This is a genomic window from Streptomyces sp. NPDC059002 (genome assembly GCF_042740435.1).
Taxonomy (GTDB): Bacteria; Actinomycetota; Actinomycetes; order Streptomycetales; family Streptomycetaceae; genus Streptomyces.
The window spans coordinates 33,831-51,976 of sequence record NZ_JBHYJI010000035.1 but is presented as its reverse complement, the minus strand read 5'-3'; the positions used below and the strand labels follow the sequence as shown (position 1 = coordinate 51,976).

The 18,146-nt window shown below is 70.3% G+C and carries 13 protein-coding genes; 8 read left to right on the top strand and 5 right to left on the bottom strand.

The genetic code is table 11. The annotated features are described in order from the left end of the window. The first annotated feature begins 365 nt into the window (after positions 1–365). The 6 genes from ACFWZ2_RS27600 to ACFWZ2_RS27575 all read left to right on the top strand — a co-directional run bounded on the left by ACFWZ2_RS27600 (position 366) and on the right by ACFWZ2_RS27575 (position 4,345). On the top strand, positions 366–1,745 hold the full coding sequence (locus ACFWZ2_RS27600) for a hypothetical protein (RefSeq protein ID WP_384550119.1): 1,380 nt from the start codon (positions 366–368) through the stop codon (positions 1,743–1,745). A 93-nt stretch (positions 1,746–1,838) separates the two neighbouring features. Further along, on the top strand, positions 1,839–2,444 hold the full coding sequence (locus ACFWZ2_RS27595) for a hypothetical protein (protein WP_384550197.1): 606 nt from the start codon (positions 1,839–1,841) through the stop codon (positions 2,442–2,444). 13 nt (positions 2,445–2,457) lie between these two features. Next, a complete protein-coding gene (locus tag ACFWZ2_RS27590) occupies positions 2,458–2,637 on the top strand; it encodes a hypothetical protein (RefSeq protein WP_384550117.1) in 180 nt (59 codons plus the stop codon). A 205-nt stretch (positions 2,638–2,842) separates the two neighbouring features. Next, positions 2,843–3,229, top strand: a complete 387-nt coding sequence (locus ACFWZ2_RS27585; protein WP_384550195.1) for a BlaI/MecI/CopY family transcriptional regulator — start codon at positions 2,843–2,845, stop codon at positions 3,227–3,229. Between the two features lie 9 nt (positions 3,230–3,238). Further along, entirely contained in the window at positions 3,239–3,781 is a 543-nt protein-coding gene (locus ACFWZ2_RS27580) for an amino-acid N-acetyltransferase (protein WP_384550115.1), read from the top strand. A gap of 225 nt (positions 3,782–4,006) precedes the next feature. Beyond that, complete coding sequence (locus ACFWZ2_RS27575) at positions 4,007–4,345, top strand: Lsr2 family protein (RefSeq protein ID WP_098243998.1); 339 nt, start codon at positions 4,007–4,009, stop codon at positions 4,343–4,345. Here ACFWZ2_RS27575 and ACFWZ2_RS27570 read toward each other — a convergent pair. Beyond that, positions 4,324–4,914: an SCO3374 family protein gene (locus ACFWZ2_RS27570; protein WP_384550114.1), complete on the bottom strand. Its 591-nt coding sequence runs from the start codon at positions 4,912–4,914 to the stop codon at positions 4,324–4,326. The two genes, ACFWZ2_RS27575 and ACFWZ2_RS27570, sit on opposite strands and share 22 nt — an antisense overlap. 441 nt (positions 4,915–5,355) lie before the next feature. Here ACFWZ2_RS27570 and ACFWZ2_RS27565 point away from each other — a divergent pair, with 441 nt between their 5' ends. Beyond that, on the top strand, positions 5,356–7,884 hold the full coding sequence (locus ACFWZ2_RS27565) for an ATP-dependent Clp protease ATP-binding subunit (RefSeq protein WP_384550112.1): 2,529 nt from the start codon (positions 5,356–5,358) through the stop codon (positions 7,882–7,884). 115 nt (positions 7,885–7,999) lie between these two features. Here ACFWZ2_RS27565 and ACFWZ2_RS27560 read toward each other — a convergent pair whose 3' ends face one another. The 3 genes from ACFWZ2_RS27560 to ACFWZ2_RS27550 form a co-directional block, all read right to left on the bottom strand. Then, positions 8,000–10,558 (bottom strand): NACHT domain-containing protein, encoded by a 2,559-nt coding sequence (locus ACFWZ2_RS27560; RefSeq protein WP_384550193.1) that lies wholly within the window; start codon positions 10,556–10,558, stop codon positions 8,000–8,002. A gap of 54 nt (positions 10,559–10,612) precedes the next feature. Next, the gene (locus ACFWZ2_RS27555; RefSeq protein WP_384550110.1) at positions 10,613–13,171 is read right to left on the bottom strand and encodes an NACHT domain-containing protein; all 2,559 of its coding nucleotides are present in this window, start codon (positions 13,169–13,171) and stop codon (positions 10,613–10,615) included. 151 nt (positions 13,172–13,322) lie between these two features. After that, positions 13,323–16,406: an NACHT domain-containing protein gene (locus tag ACFWZ2_RS27550; RefSeq protein ID WP_384550108.1), complete on the bottom strand. Its 3,084-nt coding sequence runs from the start codon at positions 16,404–16,406 to the stop codon at positions 13,323–13,325. Positions 16,407–16,839: 433 nt separating this feature from the next. Between ACFWZ2_RS27550 and ACFWZ2_RS27545 the strand changes: the two genes are divergently transcribed. Continuing rightward, positions 16,840–17,529: a M23 family metallopeptidase gene (locus ACFWZ2_RS27545; RefSeq protein ID WP_384550107.1), complete on the top strand. Its 690-nt coding sequence runs from the start codon at positions 16,840–16,842 to the stop codon at positions 17,527–17,529. 30 nt (positions 17,530–17,559) lie between these two features. On the opposite strand, the gene ACFWZ2_RS27540 is transcribed toward ACFWZ2_RS27545, so the two are convergent. Further along, the gene (locus tag ACFWZ2_RS27540) at positions 17,560–18,141 is read right to left on the bottom strand and encodes a TetR/AcrR family transcriptional regulator (RefSeq protein ID WP_384550106.1); all 582 of its coding nucleotides are present in this window, start codon (positions 18,139–18,141) and stop codon (positions 17,560–17,562) included. Positions 18,142–18,146 lie beyond the last annotated feature (5 nt).

Sequence of the window (18,146 nt, the reverse complement as noted above, 5' to 3'; positions counted from 1 at the left end):
GCCCGGCGGCGTGAACCAGTCGCCGCGGTGTGCGCGCAAGTCGAACGGCCTTGCGCGCACAACCCTCGGCCCTCTACAAGAGTCTGCGCAGGGACGGGACTTGAGTGGGTTCGGACGGGCTGGGGCGAATGACGCGTAAGGGACGACTGTGGGCTGCCGTGGCGGTCATGGCGCTGGCGATACCGGCGACCGCCCCGACAGCGACCGCCCGGGCCACCACCCAACCCGCCGCCCAGGCACCCGCTCAGGCACCCGCCCAAGCCGCCGCACACACTCCCGCCCAGTCGCCCTCCCAGGCCCCGGAAGACCCCTCAGATCCCCCTGAGAACCCCACCCAGGTCTGGTCCAGGATCATGGTCGCCCCCATGTCCCTGCCGCGCTCGGGCAGTGCCGTCCCCGTCGACCCCATGATCGAGTTCTACGACGGCGCCAAGTCCCTTCCCGGCCCCCGGAATGTGCGGCTCGTCATCGACACGAGCGGTCTGAAGGGCGTCGCCACCGTCAAGGTCACGGATGACCGCTGCACGGCCGAAGGCCCGGTCGTCACCTGCACATTCGCGAAGTACCTGAGGGCCCCCGACAAGCCGCTCTCGATCACCGCCGTCGACGGCGCGGCGCCGGGGACGGCCGGAACCATCCGCTTCGAAGTGACCGGCGACCGCCTCACCGGCGCCACGACCACGACCCGTGTCGCCGTCGGCGCACCCCAGCTCGAAGTCGCCCAACTCCCGGACAAGGAGGGCCTGAAGACCGGCCAGGACATCGAGATCCCGGTCGTCCTGCGCAACACCGGCGACCGCGCGACCGAGCGGATATCCGTCCGGGTCACGGGCGACGCGGGCGTGCGGCTCGCGGGCCGGTACAGCAACTGCCGTTACCAGCCCGGCGATTACGGTGCGTACGACTCGGTGGCCAACTGCTCCTTCGACCGTCCCGTCGCCCCCGGCGAGACCGTGGCCTTCGCGTCGCCGCTGCCGGGATCGCTCGCCGACGACGCGTTCCACGCCTGGGTCACCTACTCCGTGGAGGCCGTCCCCGAGAACCAGGACACGGCCGTCGGAGGCCCGGCGGGCAGCGGCCCCGAGCTGGCCCTCGTCCCGGCGCCCGGACGGGGCGGCGACTTCGCGGCCCAGCACCAGGTGCGGTTCGTGGCGCAGAACTCGGCGGACATCCGCGCGGTCGGCGCCACCCTGAAGCCCGGCAAGAAGGGCACGGTCCGAGAACTCGCCTTCGGCCTGCGCAACGAGGGCCCCGCCCTGGTGGCCCGCCCCCTGCGTGAACCTGCCGTCTACGTAGAGGTGACTCTCCCCAAGGGCGTCGTGGCGAGCTCCGTACGGACCGACGAGGAGCCGGACGAGAAGGCGGGCGGCGACTGCTTCACCTACGAGGACGGGCAGCGCAAACCCTTCGAGTCGGGCCACCGGCGCTATCTGTGCCCCGACGCGGGATGGGAGTCCCCCAAGGACGGCGGCCAGTCCTTCCTCTTCGAGGTCCGGTACGCGAAGGACGTCTCCGGAGTCAGCGGTTCGGTCCGCGTGCGCTCCGGAGACGGCGGTTTCGACCTCAACGACCCGGATCCGTCCAATGACGAGGCATCGATCGTCATCGGCAAGGGAGCCACCGACCGCGAGGGCCGCATGGCGGAGGCGGGCGCGGGCGTCCTGCCGTGGATCGCGGCCGCGGCCGCCGCGCTGCTCGGCGTCGGAGCGGTCGTCTTCGCCCTGGTCCGCCGCCGCGCGGAGTGACCGCCGCCGCGCCATGAATTGGCGTTAAACGGATTTTGTCCGTTTCGTGCGTATCGTCGACCCATGCCCACGCCCTATGGATCCCGCGGCGGCATGGCCTTCAGTGCGGAGGAACTGCGTGTGCTCCGCCGCGCTCTGGCCCTCGCCCTGCACCCCAGCCCCGTCAGCGACGAGGACGTCCAGGACTGTCTTCGCCTCGCCGAATCGGTCGACGAGGCCGTACGCGAGGGAGCCAGGCTCCGCGCGTTCCTGGTGGCCGACCTCGCCCGCTACCGGACCGCCCTGCCCGGCACCGCGTCCGGCTATCTCGCACTCCTCGACGACGCGCTCGGCGCCGGGTACCAGCCGGGCGCCGACGATCTTGCGGCGCTCCGCGCGCTGCGCGGCAACACCACGGCGGCCGCCCTGCTCGACCGCTGCCGGATCCTCGCCGAAGAGGCAGTGCGGGCCAGACTCGCGGGCCGCGCCGTCCCGGTCCACGGCCGCGCCCAGGTGCCCGCCTCGCGCACCCGGCTGCTCGCCCTGCCCGGCGGCCTCGACGCGGCGGGCGATCCGGCCGAGCCCGAGCCCGCGGCGCCGCCCGAGCGCCCGGCCGCCCCGGAACAGCCCCGCCCGGTCCCCACTCCGGCCGAGGTCTTCCCGCCCAAGCGCCGCCCCGAGACACCCGCGGACCCGCCGCATCAGCTCGTCGCGGGCTAGCTACCCTGGGGGCATGGACTACGTTTCCGCGCTCGTGCCCCCCGTAGTGATGGCCGTGTTCTTCGTCGGTCTCATCGTGACGATCGTGAAGACCCAGGGCGGCGCCAACAAGGCCAAGGAGGACGCGGCCGTGGACGCCGCCGTCGCCCGCGCCGAATCCGTCCGGCAGTCCCCCGAGGCCGGCGGCGCCTGACCCGCATCCCGCACTTCCGGCGCCCGTTCCACCCGGTGTGACCTGCGGAGGTCACCCGGCGTGCGCGGGCGCTCACCATGGCGTACGACTCAAGCGTTTTCGAGTCGTACGCCCTTTTTGGTGCAGAAATTAGGGGTACGCCACGTCCCTCACGCATCACGCCAATAGTGACGTCTCCCACTATTGTTCAGCTGTGCCTCGTCCATTGGGAGAACTCGAAGACTCAGTCATGACGCGGGTGTGGAAGTGGAACCGCCCCGTGACCGTTCGAGAAGTCCTGGAAGACCTTCAGCAGGAACGGTCCATCGCGTACACGACCGTGATGACCGTTTTGGACAATCTCCATCAGAAGGGTTGGGTGCGTCGCGAAGCGGAAGGTCGCGCCTATCGATATGAGGCGGTGTCCACTCGTGCCGCCTACGCTGCCGCACTGATGAACGAAGCGTGGTCGCAGAGTGACAACCCGGCAGCGGCACTCGTCGCCTTCTTCGGCATGATGTCGCCGGAACAGCGGGAAGCCCTGAGTGATGCCATGCGTATCGTCCAAGGCCCGGAGAACCCCGGCTCCGCGGAGCGCGGCGCAGAGCGATAGCGTCCGGTCATGGCAGCAGACGTACCCGAACTCAGCGAACTCAGCGCAAAAGCGGTCTCCGTCCGCAGGGCGCGAACCGCCGATGTCCCGGCCGTCCGCCGGCTCCTCGACTCGTACGTCGGCGAGCGCATCCTCCTGGACAAAGCGACGGTGACGCTTTACGAGGACATCCAGGAGTTCTGGGTGGCGGAACGCGACGACAACGCCGAGCTGGTCGGCTGCGGTGCTCTGCACGTGATGTGGGAAGACCTCGCGGAAGTGCGCACGCTTGCGGTGAACCCGGAGGTCAAGGGGGCCGGGGTGGGGCATCAGTTGCTCGAGAAGTTGCTGCAGACCGCCCGCTGGCTCGGTGTCAGGAAGGTTTTCTGTCTCACCTTCGAAGTCCACTTCTTCGCGAAGCACGGCTTCGTGGAGATCGGCGAGACTCCGGTCGACGGAGATGTCTACAGCGAGCTCCTGCGTTCCTATGACGAGGGCGTCGCGGAGTTCCTCGGCCTCGAACGAGTGAAACCGAACACCTTGGGCAACAGTCGGATGCTTCTGCATCTGTGATCGCCACTGTGGTATTCCGGACGGCCTCCTGCCCCGGTGGCCTATGTCCGAAACGCGTATGTTTCCAGGGTTCTCGGGGGACCGGTCTCTCCCAGGGGTTTGTGTTTTTCCAGCAAAAGCGGTTTGCTTTCCGACGTACTGCAGTACTGCATATAACAGGGGCCGGTGAATCGGCGGCAGACGTCGTGCGGGACGGCCTCGTAGTTATCGATGAAAGGAAATCCGGTGGCACAGAAGGTTCAGGTCCTTCTTGTCGATGACCTCGACGGTGGCGAGGCGGACGAGACCGTGACGTTTGCGTTGGACGGCAAGTCCTACGAGATCGACCTCACCACCGCCAACGCGGACAAGCTCCGTGGCGCCCTTGAGGACTTCGTCAAGGCCGGCCGGCGTACTGGTGGCCGTGGTTCCGGCGGTCGTGGCAAGGCTCGTGCCGCTGCCGCGAGCGGCGGTCAGGACACCGCCGCAATCCGCGCCTGGGCAAAGGAGAACGGTTTCGAGGTCAATGACCGCGGCCGCGTTCCCGCGTCCATTCGTGAGGCCTACGAGAAGGCCAACGGCTGACGGCTGCGACGCCGCAACCGGACCCGGTGGCACTGCGTTGCCGCCGTGTCCACAAGTCGTACGAGATCGGAGCCCACGGCGGGGTCGCTGTGGGGCACAGTCCCGCCTCCCCCCACCCTTGGCAGGGACGGCAGCGCCGGCAGCGTCGGCTCCACCTCGCACCCGGGCTCCGGGGGTCGCAGCCATACGGCGGCCCCCCGCGAGCCGGACCACCCCGGGGGTGTGGGCGCGTCGATCCGCCCACCGGCCCCGACCGCGGTGAGACCCAGGGGGATGTCTCCCCACTCGAGCCAGTCGAGCAGCCCCGGCAGCTCGTCCGCGCCTCCCGCGGTGACCAGGAGACGCATCGTTTCCCCGCGCAGGGCCACCGGAGCCTTCGGTCCGAGGTGGCGCAGCGCCGCGAAGCCGGCCTCCGCGGGAAGTTCCAGGACGTCGAAGCGCAGCCCCGTCAGGAGACGCGCCGGACCCGGCTCCGGCGCGGTCGCCCAGCCGAGCTCGTTCTCGTACCACTGCCGCACCGGGTCGCTCTGTTCGACCGGCACTCGGGGCTGGGGAACCGTGGGGGCCATGTCCGAGCAACAGCCGGAAGGCCGCGAGGGTTACGCAGGGTCGCGAGGCGATTGCGCTCGGTGTCCGGAAAGAGGGCGTAAGGGCGTGTTCGGCAGCGCAAGGGTGTTCGCCCGTAGCGGAGGGAACCGGTGCGCGCCGCATGGAGTGTCAGTCCTTACGGGTAAGACATCCCTAGTGGGGAGGGGCGACACGCGGGCTTTGGCGTCTCACGTTCGCCATCGGCGTACTGATGGTGGGGGTAACTGTCTGGCCTGCGGGAACATCGTCTCGCACCATCGGGTTGGAGCAGTTGTCGGCGTTCGGGGTCAGGAGATCCTCCGAGATGGGGTCCGGGTGTCGGCAGTTGGAATGAGCGGTCCCCGCTTGCGGGACTAAGCTGCGGAAGGACAGGGAGGGGACCGACCCCTTTACTGCCTGACCGCTCTGAGGAGCGATTAACGATGTTCGAGAGGTTCACCGACCGCGCGCGGCGGGTTGTCGTCCTGGCTCAGGAAGAAGCCCGGATGCTCAACCACAACTACATCGGCACCGAGCACATCCTCCTGGGCTTGATCCACGAGGGCGAGGGTGTCGCCGCTAAGGCCCTGGAGAGCCTCGGGATTTCGCTCGAGGCGGTCCGCCAGCAGGTGGAGGAGATCATCGGGCAGGGCCAGCAGGCTCCGTCCGGGCACATTCCCTTCACCCCCCGTGCCAAGAAGGTCCTGGAGCTTTCGCTCCGCGAGGCCCTTCAGCTGGGCCACAACTACATCGGCACGGAGCACATCCTGCTCGGCCTGATCCGCGAGGGCGAGGGCGTCGCCGCCCAGGTCCTGGTCAAGCTGGGCGCCGACCTCAACCGGGTGCGGCAGCAGGTCATCCAGCTGCTCTCCGGTTACCAGGGCAAGGAGACCGCCACCGCCGGTGGTCCTGCGGAGGGCACGCCTTCCACGTCCCTGGTCCTCGACCAGTTCGGCCGGAACCTCACCCAGGCCGCTCGTGAGTCCAAGCTCGACCCGGTCATCGGGCGCGAGAAGGAGATCGAGCGGGTCATGCAGGTGCTGTCCCGCCGTACGAAGAACAACCCGGTCCTGATCGGTGAGCCCGGCGTCGGCAAGACCGCCGTCGTCGAAGGTCTCGCCCAGGCCATCGTCAAGGGCGAGGTGCCCGAGACCCTCAAGGACAAGCACCTCTACACCCTCGACCTGGGTGCCCTGGTGGCCGGCTCGCGCTACCGCGGTGACTTCGAGGAGCGCCTGAAGAAGGTCCTCAAGGAGATCCGCACCCGCGGCGACATCATCCTGTTCATCGACGAGCTGCACACGCTCGTGGGTGCGGGTGCCGCCGAGGGCGCCATCGACGCGGCCTCCATCCTGAAGCCGATGCTGGCCCGCGGTGAGCTCCAGACCATCGGTGCCACGACGCTCGACGAGTACCGCAAGCACCTGGAGAAGGACGCCGCTCTCGAGCGCCGCTTCCAGCCCATCCAGGTCGCGGAGCCGTCGCTGCCGCACACCATCGAGATCCTCAAGGGTCTGCGCGACCGCTACGAGGCCCACCACCGTGTCTCGATCACGGACGAGGCCCTCGTGCAGGCGGCCACGCTGGCCGACCGGTACATCTCGGACCGCTTCCTGCCGGACAAGGCGATCGACCTGATCGACGAGGCCGGTTCCCGGATGCGCATCCGCCGGATGACCGCGCCGCCGGACCTCCGCGAGTTCGACGAGAAGATCGCGGGCGTGCGTCGCGACAAGGAGTCGGCCATCGACTCCCAGGACTTCGAGAAGGCGGCCTCTCTCCGCGACAAGGAGAAGCAGCTGCTCGCCGCGAAGGCCAAGCGCGAGAAGGAGTGGAAGGCCGGCGACATGGACGTCGTCGCCGAGGTCGACGGCGAGCTGATCGCCGAGGTCCTGGCGACCGCCACCGGCATCCCGGTCTTCAAGCTGACGGAGGAGGAGTCCTCCCGTCTGCTGCGCATGGAGGACGAGCTCCACAAGCGCGTCATCGGCCAGAAGGACGCCGTCAAGGCGCTCTCGAAGGCGATCCGGCGTACGCGTGCGGGTCTGAAGGACCCGAAGCGCCCCGGCGGTTCGTTCATCTTCGCGGGCCCGTCCGGTGTCGGTAAGACCGAGCTGTCCAAGGCGCTCGCCGAATTCCTTTTCGGTGACGAGGACGCGCTGATCTCCCTCGACATGTCGGAGTTCAGCGAGAAGCACACGGTCTCGCGTCTCTTCGGTTCGCCCCCCGGATACGTGGGCTACGAAGAGGGCGGTCAGCTGACCGAGAAGGTCCGTCGCAAGCCGTTCTCCGTCGTCCTCTTCGACGAGGTCGAAAAGGCCCACCCGGACATCTTCAACTCGCTCCTGCAGATCCTGGAGGACGGTCGCCTGACCGACTCCCAGGGCCGCGTCGTGGACTTCAAGAACACGGTCATCATCATGACGACCAACCTTGGAACCCGTGACATCTCGAAGGGCTTCAACCTCGGCTTCGCGGCCCAGGGCGACACGAAGTCCAACTACGAGCGGATGAAGAACAAGGTCAGCGACGAGCTGAAGCAGCACTTCCGCCCGGAGTTCCTGAACCGTGTGGACGACGTCGTCGTCTTCCCGCAGCTCAGCCAGGACGACATCCTCCAGATCGTCGACCTGATGATCACCAAGGTGGACGAGCGCCTCAAGGACAGGGACATGGGCATCGAGCTCTCCCAGTCCGCGAAGGAGCTGCTCGCGAAGCGGGGTTACGACCCGGTGCTCGGCGCGCGTCCGCTGCGGCGCACGATCCAGCGCGAGGTCGAGGACACCCTCTCCGAGAAGATCCTCTTCGGTGAGCTCCGCCCCGGCCACATCGTGGTCGTCGACACGGAGGGCGAGGGCGACACCGCCACGTTCACCTTCCGTGGCGAGGAGAAGGCGGCGCTGCCGGACGTCCCGCCGATCGAGTCGGCCGCCGGTGGCGGTGCGGGCCCGAACCTGAGCAAGGAGGCGTGACGCTCGCACCGAGCTGATCGCTTGAAGGGGCCGCCCCGGACCGTTTCGTACGGTTCCGGGGCGGCCCCTTTTCCGTACGTACGGGGGCTGTTTTTTCGTACGGGGGCCGCCGGGCTCAGGCCGTGATGGTGACGCCCTCCGGTACGTTCCGTACGCGCGGCAGGCGCGGGTTGACGCGCAGGACGTGCAGGGCGGGGAAGCGGGCCAGCCACGACATGTCCGGGTCGGGCAGCTCGGCGTTGATCCACAGGTGGGTGAGCCGGTCGGGGACGAGGCCCGCCAGGAGCTCGTCGGTGCGCATCACGCCGGCCACCTGGATGCGGGGCCGCCCGCCGAGGCCGCGCAGGGCCGCCAGCTCGGCCGCGTCCGAGACGGGGAAGTACAGGCCCTCGGGGTCGAGATGGGCGATGATCTCGCGCGCGTACCGCTCGGTGTCGAAGTGGCGCCAGGGGCGGGCCAGTTCGGTGCGGATGGCGAGCGAGGAGCGGGTGCGAAGGCGGGCGAGGTAGTCGATGGCCGCGTCGTCCTGGACCCGGGTCGCGGTGATGGCGAGGAGGAGGGCCTGCTGGTCGCCGGGCACCTGCTCGGGGTCGGGCAGCTGCTCCAGGACGATGGGGCCGACCCAGCCGAGGCTGCGGGCGCCCTGCTCGGTGGTGGGCCGCAGGAGGTTCTTGGTGCGCCGGTGGACGAGTTCCTGCACGGCCGGGTCCAGCTCGCTGACGTGTTCCAGGCAGGCCGCGGCCATCAGGCGCCGGTGGTTGACGTACGGGCGGCGCAGGCCGGGGGCGGCGGACAGGAGGGCCTCCAGGAAGTGGGCGCACTCCTCGGGGCGGGCGTGGGCGGCGGACATCCGGATGACCTCCTCCCACTCCGGCTGGTGGGCGTGGTCGACGAGGGTGTGCAGATGCCCGCGGGCCACGATCTCCTTGGCGGCCAGGTAGTCCTGGAAGGTGCGGTGGATGAAGTCGACCGAGACGCCCGCCTGTTCGCGCAGGAGGCCGGTGCGGTGCAGCAGATGGCGGAATATCTTCTCGCCGTCGCCCGCGGCACGGGCCGAGGGGATCGCGGGCAGCGCGCCGTCCAGGACCTCGACGACCCGCCGGCGCGGCAGCTCCGAAAGGCCCTCCGCCAGCATGGCGTGGGCGAGCTTGCGCAGCAGCAGCTCGCGGGCGCCCTGCTGCAGGCGTACGTCGTCCGCGTACAGCACGTCGCGTTCGGGGTCGCGGCGCTGGAGCAGCATCTCCAGGGCGGCGTCGTAGAGCTCCTTGCGGCCCTTGGGCAGGGAGCCCGAGCGGTCCCGGTTGAGGGCGCAGATCAGTCCGCACATCAGGGGGTTGGTGGCGAGCTGGCGCAGCTCGCGGTAGATGCGTACGGAGTGCAGCAGGCGCTGTTCGTACTCCTTGAGGGCGTCGGCGTCCTTGCCCGCGTCGCCGCGTGCCGCGGTGTGCCAGTCGCGGATGAAGCGGGTGACCTGGTCGCGGGACATCGGCGCGAGCGAGAGGTCCGTGAAGCCTTCCTCGGCCAGGCCGCCCCGGGCGAGCCAGCCCTCCTCCACGGCGGAGGGGCGGGAGGTGACCAGGCAGGCGGTGCCCGAGAAGATGCGAAGGAGTCGTCTGAGCTGGTCGCGCAGGGCGTGGCGGGTCTCCTCCGGGGCCTCGTCGATGCCGTCGACCAGGAGCAGGGCACGGCCCGCGAGGAGGGTCCGCACCACCCATCCCTCGGGCTCACGGCCTGCCAGCGGGTGCCGTACGGCGTGCAGGAAGTCGTCGGGGGCGGGGAAGCCCTCGCGGGCGAAGCGGCGTACGGGCAGGACGAAGGGCACCCGGGCGCCCTCGTGGGCGGCGGCCACGGCGAGCCACTGCACGAGGGTCGTCTTGCCCGACCCCGCTACGCCGCGCAGCAGGACCCGCTCGTGGCCGTCGAGGGCCCGGTCGGCGAGGAGCACCGTGCGCTGCTGTCCGCCCGCTGCAGGGCCGCCGCTGCTCTCCTCGGCCTGCAGGCTGAGATAGGTGTCCTCCAGGGGCCAGTGGTCGGGCGCGTTCGCGAAGTCGACGCCGACGATGGTCAGCCAGCCGTGCTGGCGCACGACTTCCCGGGCGTACGCGGACTCGAACTCGGCGTCTTCCAGGGAGGGTTCGGGCTTGCGGGCCGCGGCCGCCGCCTCGGCGTCGTTCAGGTCGACGAGCTGCCGTATGCGGCTGGCGCGCTCGGGCATATGGCGCTGGATGTACGGGGAGCGGCGCACGAGGTGGTGCAGGACGTGCAGGCAGACGGCGACGAGCAGTTCGTCGTGGAACCAGGCGGCGTCGGGGGACAGGGCCCGGTCGGCGCCCTGGACCGCGCCGCGGAGGCGGCGGGCGTAGTCCTGGGGGCCGAGGCGGACGGCGTCGGTGTCGGTGAGGTCGAGTTCGCCGATGGCGAGCAGGGTGCGGGTCAAAACGTCGGCGACCGCGGGGAGTTCGGCGGTCGGCGTGGTGTGCGTCTCGGCGGCGAGCTGGATGAACTCGGCGGCGGTGCGGTGGACCTCGTCCGGGTCGGCCGACGCGTCGGGGCCGCGCCAGGTGGTGAGGGCGGCGATCAGGCCGGGGGCGGTGGGGGGACGGGGTGGGATGCGGAAGAAGCGTTGCACGAGGGGCGCTGCGAGGGTCGAGGGAATGCGTACGACGGGCTCCATGGGCATCCGGGGTCCCTGGGGTGGCGGGTGCTTCCGTGAGCAGTCAACGGTAGGTCAATTGCCTTGTTCGAGGCGTACGTTGAGGCGAACATGCGCCGGAACCTGCTGGGCCACGGCCTCGCTCACGTCCGCGTACACGAAGACGTCGTCCAGCCGCGGGAAGGCCGAGAGCCAGGCCAGCCCCTCGACGGGGTGGGGTGCGTCCAGAGAGAGGCGGATCAGGCGCTCGGGCACGATGAGCTCCGTCAGGTCCTCGACACGGTAGGGGCCGCGGACCACGATCTCCCGCCAGCCGCCGATGGAGCGCAGGGCACGGAGGTCGTCGGGGCCGCGCACGACGACGGAGGGCTGCTGGGACAGATGGGCCAGGATCTCGCGCGTGTAGAGCTCCCGGTCGAAGTGCGACCAGGCCGATGCCAGTGCCCACTGCACGTCCATGCGGTCGTGGTGGCGCAGGCGGGTCAGGAAGTTCAGCGCGGCCTCGCTGCCGAGCCCGGCCGCCGTCAGGACCACCGGGCGCGCGTTCGCCACATCGAGTTCGTCGGGTCCCGGCAGCAGGTCGAGTACCAGATCGCTCCCGATCTGGGCCAGATCGCGGCCGTCGGCCTCGGTGCGTGGCGGGATCAGCGACCGGACCCCCGCCCCCACCAGGGCGCGCACCTCCGGGGCGACCTCCGCCGCGTACGGCAGGGCCGCCGCCGCCAGGAGCTTGCCGCGCGGGGACCCGAGACCCGCGAGCCGTCGCAGCATCGACTCGGCCTCCTTCGGGCGCGCGTGGGCGACGGCGAGCAGGATGACGTCCTCCCACTCGGTACGCCCCGCGTGGTTCACGAGCAGGTCGAAGTCCAGCTCCTGCACGGCGAGCCGGGCGCCGAGAAAGTCCTGAAAGGTGCGGTGGAGGAATTCGACGCGCCCTTCGGAGGGTTCGCGCAGCAGGCCGGAGCGGAGCAGGAGCACGGTGTAGACGTCGGGGGCGTACGTGGCGTCCAGGCCCATCGAGGGTGCCGCCCGGCCGATGATGTGCACCGCGTCCGAACGGTCCATCTCGGAGCGGCTGTTGCGGATCAGCCACCACGCCAGCTTCTGGAGGAGCTGGATCTGGGTCGCGTACGGGACGAGTGCGTCGTCGGGGCCGTGGATGGACCGCTCCCGGTCCCTGCGTTCGAGGAGCATCGACAGGGCGGCCTCGTACAGCGACTTGCGGTTCTGCGGCAGGAACCCGCGCCGCTCGCGGTGCAGGGCGCAGAGCATGCCGCACATCAGCGGATTGGTGGCGAGCCGGTTCAGCTCGGAGCCGCCGCGTACGGCCCGCAGCAGGGCGGCGCCGACGGCCTCGTCCTCACCGGCGGCGCGATGCCACCTGCGGACGAACGTGGCGACGTCGTCGCGGGCCATCGGCAAGAGCGTCAGCTCGGCGAAGCCGGTGGAGTCCAGCCACCTGTCAGGGACGGCCGAGGGGCGGGACGTGACGAGCCACAGATTGCCCGGGAAGGTGCGCGTCAGGTCGCGCAGCCACCGCTTGGCGGCCTCGCGGCGGTCCTCGGAGATCTCGTCCACCCCGTCGACGAGCAGCACGCCGCGCCCGGCCCGCAGCACGCGCTCCACCCAGCCCGCCGGCTGCTCCCCGGCGACGAGACAGCCGACGGCCGTCAAGAAGTCCTTGGGGATGGGGAGTTCGGCACCGGCCCGGGCGATCCGCCGCATCGGCAGGACGAACGGCACGCGCCCGATGAGGTGGGTGAGGCCGTGCTCGTACGTCCGGTCGGCCGCCGTGACCGCGAGCCACTGCACCAGGGTGGTCTTGCCGGATCCGGCGACGCCGCGCAGCAGCACGTGATCGTGCTGGGCGAGGACCCGCTCGGCCGCCACCTGGGTGCCGCCCTCCGCGGGGTGCTCCTGGGCCGCCTCCAGGCTGAGGTAGGCGGTGTCCAGCGGCCACTCGCTGGTGCCCGCGTAGACGTCGAGTCCGTAGATGGTGAGCGTGCCGTGCCGCTCGGCGATGTACGCCGCGTACCGCGCCTCGAAGGCGGCGTCGCCGCTCGACTGCGACGGCAGCCGTTCCAGGAGTACGTCGATGGCTCCGACGAGCCGCGCCAACTGCTGGCTCTGCGCGGTCTGTTGCCGGGCGATGTACGTGGAGCGCTGGGTGAAGAAGTTCAGGATGTGGAGGGAGGCGGTGAGGAGCAGTTGGTCGTAGAAGGCCTCGCCGTCGGCGCTGAGCCCGAAGGCGGAGACCGTGGTGCGCTCCCGGAGTCTGCGCGCGAACTCCTCGGGGCCGAGGGCGACGGCTTCGTAGTCCTCGATGGTGAGGGTGCCGAGGGCGGCGAACGACTGCGTGAGCGCGCCCCTGACCGCCTCGGCTTCGGCGGCCTCCACCGGCCGCTCGCCGGGCCCCGCGGACTTCAGCGCCCGCCGCACGAGCTCGTCCGCGATCTTCTCGACGTCCTTCAGGGTGACGCTGTGCTTCTCGCCCCCGAAGGAGAAGAGGGCGGAGATCCGCACCGGCTTGGTGACAAGGCCCGCGCCCGGCTGGTCCTTCACGAAGAGCTTCTTCACGAGGGGCGCGACCGCGCTGGACGCCAGACGGGCTCCTAGGGCTGCGGGGTCGACCATGTGTCGAGGGTAGGTCAACTGGGCGGTGTGGGCGGCTAGTTGTCGGTACGACAGGTGCTGTCGATGGCTTCCTGGACGACCAGGCTCACAGGCTGCCTTCAGGTCTGCGGGGTGACGCCCGCCGAGGTCGGCAAGGGGGTGTGGTTTCGGTTCAATCGGTGACGGGGTCGTACGTCTCCACCTCGACGCGGTCCGGAAGGGCGGCCAGGCCGGAGGTGCGGGAAGTCGGGGTCTCCAGGTAGGTGAGTGCGGGAAGGTCCGCCAGTGGTGTCACGTCGAGCCTTCCTTGGTGGCCGGACGGCAGCACGGTGAGGTGGGTGAGGCCCGGCAGGAGGGTCGGGATACGGCCTGTCGTGGCGTCGCACGCGTCCGTGGGGAACAACTGCAGCCGCATGATGCCGGGCAGGACCGTCCCGGGAGGCGCGCAGGCGAGGCTGTCGGAGGATACGGACAGCTCCGAGAGGTGCGGGAGGCGTGCCAGGGTCTCCCATTGCGTGGCGGTGCTCAGGTGGTCGAGCGCACCGAAGGTGACCCAGTTCAACCGTGGCCAGGTGGTCATGTGGGGGAAGTCGGCCAGTTGGCCGAGGGAGTCGAGGACTCCCAGGGTCGCCAGGGGCGCTCCGGGCGGGATCAGGGAGAGGTTCCAGGGCTCGGCTGCGTGGAAGACGCGCAGCGCGATGAGGTCCCGCAAGGCGGCCAGGGCCTCGGTGGTGAGGCGGGGCAGCGAGACCGTGAGCATCAGGAAGGTGGGCTCGCAGGCCACGAGCAGCCGGGAGGCGGCCTCGGGGGAGACGCCCTGGCGAATGTCCAGTCGCTTCGGGCGCAGCCCCAGCCGCTCCAGCTCGGCGACCTGTTCGTCGCCCCGGATGGAGAAGTACGTCTCGCCGTCGTCGAGTTGGGCGATGACCTGCTCTGCGTACGCCCGGCAGTCGTACCGCTGCCACCCCCACATCAGCTGGTTGCGTACGACACGGATCGGGGACCGCGCGAACCGGGCGAGGTAGGGGATCGCCGTGTCCGAACGGATGTGGGTCGCGGCGATCGTCACGAGCCGGGCCTCCTCGTCGGTCAGGCCGTCCGGCTCCGGGAGCAGGTCGAGCACCACGGGCCCCGCCTCCGCGAGCGCGCGGGCGTCCGACGCGCTCCGCGGCGGAATCAGCTCGGCCGTCCGCCGCTCCACCTCCTCCCGCACCGCCGGCGCCAGCTCCGCCGCATGCTCCAGGCAGGCCGCCGCCAGGAGGTGGATCCGCTTCCTGGCCCGCTCCTCCGGATGGGTGTCCCCGTACGCGAGCAAGTCCCGCAGGATCTCGGCCCGTTCGCGCGGCCGCGCCTGTGCCACCGCCATGCGGATGACGTCCTCCCACATGTCGTCCGCGGCGTACCGTGCGAGCACCCCGAAGTCGCCCTCGTCGACCGCGGCCCGCGCGCCCAGGAAGTCCTGGAAGGTGCGGTGGATGAAGTCGACGGTGTCCGGGCCCGGTTCGCGCAGCAGGCCGCTGCGGTGCAGGAAGTGCGTGTAGACCGCCGCGGCGTCACCCAGTGATGCCAGCTCCGGCACCGCGGGCAGCGCGTCCGCGATGATGGATTCCGCCCGCGAACGGTCCATCACCGTACGGCCGTTGCGGATCAGCCAGTACGCGAGCCGTTGGAGGAGCTGGAGCTGCGGTTCCTCCCGCAGCTCCGTCGCGGAGATGTGGCGTTCGCGGTCCCTGCGGAGCAGCAGCATGGAGAGGGCCGCCGTGTACAAGTCCTTGCGGCCCAGGGGCAGGAAACCCCTCCTGTCCCTGTGCAGGGCGCAAATCAGGCCGCACATGAGGGGGTTGGTGGCCAGTCGGCCGAGGTCAGGCTTGGACCCGACCGCCTCCTGGAGCTGTTGCTCGTACGCGGCGAGCGCGGCATCCTCCTCGGCCTCGCCCGTGCGTGCGGCGGCGTGCCAGCGCTCGATGAAGGCGGCGGCCTCCGCCTTGCTCATCGCGGAGAGCGTCAGCTCCGTGAACCCCTCCTCGGTGAGCCAGTCCTCGCGTACGGCCGAAGGGCGCGACGTCACCAGCCAGCGGTTGCCGGGATACGCGTCGATGAGGTCGCTCAGCCAGGCGCGGGTCCTTGCGCGCTCCACGTCCGGGATCTCGTCGATGCCGTCGATCAGGACCAGGCCGCGGCCCGCCGTCAGGACGCGCGACTCCCAGCCGGTGGGCTGGGTGCCGGCGAGCGGCGAACCCACGGATGCCAGGAAGTCCGCGGGTGCGGGCAGCCGTTCGCCGTGCCGGGTGAGGGTGCGCAGGGGGAGTACGTAGGGGATGCGGTCGTAGAGGTACGTCATGGGATCGCCGGCGTCCGCCACGTCCCGGCGCGCCGCGCTCACGGCCAGCCACTGCACGAGCGTCGTCTTGCCGGAGCCCGCCTCGCCCCGCAGCAGGACCCGGTCGTGGGTGGCGAGGGCCTGGTCGGCCGGGTGCGGCGGCGCGTGCCCGACCGGCTCCACCTCCTCCGCGCCCGCCGGCGTGCGGACCGTCGCCACCCGCTCGGGGGCCGACGCCTCGAGCGACATGTACGCCGCGTCCAGCGGCCACTTCCCCGGCGTGTCCGCCAGATCGATCCCGAAGATCGTCAGCTTCCCGTGCTTCTTCGCGACGTACGCGAGATAGCGTCGCTCGAAGGCCAGGTCCTGTGCCCCGGTGAGCGGATTCCGGGCGATCAACTCATCGACCTTCGCGATGAGTTCGTCCTGTCCGCGGCTCTGCGCGACCAGCGTCGCCGCCACGAACGTGGAGCGCTGCGTGAAGAACTGCAGGATGTGCAGGCAGGCCCACTCGGTGACCGAGTCGAGGAAGGAGGCGGCGTCCGTGGACAGCCCGGAGGCGGGCGAGTCCGAGTGGTGGATGAGTGTGCGGGCCAGCTTCTGGTGGCCGAGGCGGACCGCCTGGACGTCGTCCATGTCCAGCTCGCCGAGCGAGAGGAGTACGCGGGAGAGCGCGTCCGTGACCGCGGTCGCCTCGTCCGGCGGGAAGGGGTGCTCGCAGGGGGAGGCCAGGGCCTCGCCCACCAGCCTGCCTGCGAGGTGGAGCACGTCCCGTTCGGTCAGGGTCCGCTTCTCGCCCCTGAAGGACACCAGCGAGGACAGCCGCACGGGCTTGTCCGCCAGGCCCGCGCCGGGACCCTCCCGTACGAACAACTTCTTGATCAGCGGGGCCATGGCGCTCGATGCCAGGCGGGTGCCTATGACCGCGGGATCCATGGGCATGAGCGTAGTGGGGGTCACATTCGCGGAGGGGTGGATCTTATGCGCCGGTGACATGACGCACAGGCGATTCGTCCGGTACTAGGCGGAATAGTGGAAGCGGTCCGGTGCGCGTGCGGGACCTTCGGCTCGCGGGCCCGGGACCTTTGCCGCGTCGGGAGCGCGGGGGCCAGGGGCCCCGCCCCGCCCGGAGTGCTGTTACCGGGCCGTGGGGCAAATGTCCGGATTTTGTGGTGTCAAGCGAGCGAAAAGGCGGCCGTCGGCTACGGCTTTGGGTAGTAGACGGGCGTTTTGGGGGTGACCGGGGGTGGGGGTTACCAAGGGATGGCCGACCCGGTGCATCACGTGGCCCACGGCTCACGTGAAGGCGCCGGGTCCCTCTGTGCCCAGCAGTTCATGCCCCCCAGTCGAAACCCCGGAGGACATCCCCATGTCGAAGCGCACCAAGTCCCACCATCCCCGCCCGTCGATGTTCCGTACGCGGGCGGCAGTCGTCGCCGCGGGCATCGGGGCGTCGGCGGTTCTCGGGGCCGGGGTCTCGGTCGCTGCGGACGGCGCCGAGAGCGGCGGCGCGCTGCCCGGTGTCGCGGTGAACTCCCTCGAGGCGCAGGCCGCCGCCCAGGCCAAGGCCGCCGACAAGGCGCAGAAGGACGCGGCGCGGAAGGCCGCGGACGCCAAGAAGGCCGCCGAGGCGAAGGCCGCTTCCTGGGTCGACCCGGTGAACAACTACACGCTCTCCGCGAGCTTCGGCCTCGGCGGCAGCATGTGGTCCCACAAGCACTCCGGCCAGGACTTCGCCGTGCCGATCGGCACCCCGGTCGAGTCCGTGCACGGCGGCACCGTCGTGAAGGCGGGCCCCAACGGTGCCGGTGACGGCCCCGCGTACGGCAATGCCGTCGTGATCAAGCACGCCGACGGCACGTACTCGCAGTACGCGCACCTCTCGCAGGTGGACGTCCGCGTCGGCCAGGCCGTCGGCACCGGCCAGCGCATCGCCCTCTCCGGCAACACGGGCAACTCCAGCGGGCCGCACCTGCACTTCGAGATCCGTACGACCCCCAACTACGGTTCGGCCGTCGACCCGGTCGCCTTCCTCCGCTCGGAGGGCGTGCGGGTCTGACCCTCCCCCTCCGCGCGGGGCGCCCCGGGCTCAGCTGCCCGCGTGCGCCCGCGTCACCAGCTCGATGGCGACCTCGAGGATGGCCTTGCGCTTCTCCTCGGGGTCGCCTTCTGCTGCCTTGAGCACGAACATTCCGGCGTGCATGGTGAACAGCGCGCTGAAGCACCGCACCTGGTCGGCCATCGGGGCGTCCGGGTCCTTGAGGATCTCGTGGAGCCCGAGCATGCGGTCCTTGAAGCTCTCGCCCGACTTCAGGTCGCGCATCGCGGCCTGGTTCTCCTGCATGAAGCGGAAGAGCGGTGCCGCGTCGACGAGGATGTCGCTGTAGCGGGTCAGGACTTCCTTCTTGGTCTCCAGGGTGACCGGCTGCGGCTGCTCGTGACCCCACTCGATCAGCTCGTCGATCGGCCCGGTGAGGTCGTCGAAGATGCTGGTGAGGATGTCTTCCTTGGTCTTGAAGTGGTAGTACAGCGCCGCCTTTGTGACCTCGAGCTTCTCCGAGATCTCGCGCAGTGACGTCTTCTCGTAACCCTGCTCGGCGAAGAGTGCGAGGGCCACTTCCTGGATGCGCTGGCGGGTGTCGCCGCGCCGCTGCTGCTTGCCTGTGCCCATCGGGG

What these genes read in the sequence shown, in the direction of transcription:
- ACFWZ2_RS27600 (WP_384550119.1), top strand. Translation starts at nt 366, where the DNA reads ATGTCCCTGCCGCGCTCGGGCAGTGCCGTCCCCGTCGACCCCATGATC.
- ACFWZ2_RS27595 (WP_384550197.1), top strand. Translation starts at nt 1,839, where the DNA reads ATGGCCTTCAGTGCGGAGGAACTGCGTGTGCTCCGCCGCGCTCTGGCC.
- ACFWZ2_RS27590 (WP_384550117.1), top strand. Translation starts at nt 2,458, where the DNA reads ATGGACTACGTTTCCGCGCTCGTGCCCCCCGTAGTGATGGCCGTGTTC.
- ACFWZ2_RS27580 (WP_384550115.1), top strand. Translation starts at nt 3,239, where the DNA reads ATGGCAGCAGACGTACCCGAACTCAGCGAACTCAGCGCAAAAGCGGTC.
- ACFWZ2_RS27570 (WP_384550114.1), bottom strand. Translation starts at nt 4,914, where the DNA reads ATGGCCCCCACGGTTCCCCAGCCCCGAGTGCCGGTCGAACAGAGCGAC.
- ACFWZ2_RS27565 (WP_384550112.1), top strand. Translation starts at nt 5,356, where the DNA reads ATGTTCGAGAGGTTCACCGACCGCGCGCGGCGGGTTGTCGTCCTGGCT.
- ACFWZ2_RS27560 (WP_384550193.1), bottom strand. Translation starts at nt 10,558, where the DNA reads ATGGAGCCCGTCGTACGCATTCCCTCGACCCTCGCAGCGCCCCTCGTG.
- ACFWZ2_RS27555 (WP_384550110.1), bottom strand. Translation starts at nt 13,171, where the DNA reads ATGGTCGACCCCGCAGCCCTAGGAGCCCGTCTGGCGTCCAGCGCGGTC.
- ACFWZ2_RS27550 (WP_384550108.1), bottom strand. Translation starts at nt 16,406, where the DNA reads ATGGATCCCGCGGTCATAGGCACCCGCCTGGCATCGAGCGCCATGGCC.
- ACFWZ2_RS27545 (WP_384550107.1), top strand. Translation starts at nt 16,840, where the DNA reads ATGTCGAAGCGCACCAAGTCCCACCATCCCCGCCCGTCGATGTTCCGT.
- ACFWZ2_RS27540 (WP_384550106.1), bottom strand. Translation starts at nt 18,141, where the DNA reads ATGGGCACAGGCAAGCAGCAGCGGCGCGGCGACACCCGCCAGCGCATC.